1 pseudogene is annotated in these 1,238 nt (G+C 60.1%); it reads right to left on the minus strand.

Going from position 1 to position 1,238, the window contains the following annotated elements:
- Window positions 1-1,238, minus strand: a pseudogene (locus tag ACXJ7R_RS33385) (DUF5801 repeats-in-toxin domain-containing protein); the annotation flags it as partial.

A 1,238-nucleotide genomic window follows, 5' to 3' on the forward strand; every position in this document is an offset into this window, starting at 1 on the left:
TCGTTGTCCTGCGCCTCCCAAGCTTGCGTACCACTGCTTGCGCCTTCGACCGGGATGGTGTTGGGGTTGTCGATGATCCCGTTCAGGTTAATCGCGGATCCTGTCAGCCCGTTGCCGGATTGCATGATCTGCATCCCCTGAATTTTGAAGTTCTCACCGGCGGCGAGGTTGTAGTCGTTGCTCTCGATAATGAGGAGGGCGTCGTTGTTGTCGAGCGTGAACTCGGTGTTGTACGGGGACGGCACACCACCGGTCGAAAGCTTGAAGAAGTCTTGGTTCTCGACAAAGATCGACCTCGTGGTTTTGACGTCGTCGGCGGTGGATGCTGTGCCTTTGTCATCGATCAGGTCGAGGACCACGATAAGATCCTCGGAGTTCCCGATACCGTCGAACTTGATGGCGACGCCGGACACAGAGTCTGTCGGGGTGGTTTTCTCAGTACCACCACCGGGGGCACCGGGGTTCACGTCCCCGAGAATGTTCTCGTTGAAGAACCGCAGCGTCAGCAGTTCGTTCTTCTGGATCGTGTCACCCGCGACACCGTTCGTGGATTGGGTTGCCGACACCCAGTCCTCGAAGCTGCTGGTGACGAACTGGCCGTTGTTATAGGCAGTGTCGAGAGGCGGTCCGTCCGGTGCGCCGTCACCCGAGCCGTTGAAGCCGAAAGGAGAGCCGGCAGGGTTCGTGTTCGCTGTGAACTGCACATAGAACCCGTTGGTGTCGGTGGTGCCGTTGTTGAGGTCAAGTTCCGTCACCACGAGTTCCGGGTGTCCGGTGTTACCGGGAGGTGCCTTCCGCAACAGTTCGGAGGTGTGCAGCACGTTGAAGCTGAACCCGTCGATCGGGTCCGCCAGGGTGATGCTGTAGGTATCGGCGGCCTTGTCGAAGGTCAGGGTGCCGCCCGCCGTGGCATCCTGCACGCCAGCCGTGATCGGGTCCTTGTCATAGTGGAACGAGAAGGTGAACGTTGCACTGGCGGCGTCCTCCGACGTCAGTGTCGCCACGGCTTGGGTAATGCCGGGGGTGCCCGGGTTATCGACCGTGCCGGTCAAGCTGATCTGGACACCGGCGAGGCCTGTGTTGATGTCGACAAAGTCGGAACCACCGCCCGTGTAGAATGCAGCGTTGTGACTGTCTTTGCCGATGTCGTACCCGAAGGCTCCGGTAGCAGTTGCGTTCAGCACGTTGTGCAGGGTCTCATCCTCGACGGCTGGGGTACCGGGGTCACCGTCGAACGG

Source organism: Mesorhizobium sp. P5_C1, from assembly GCF_054049815.1.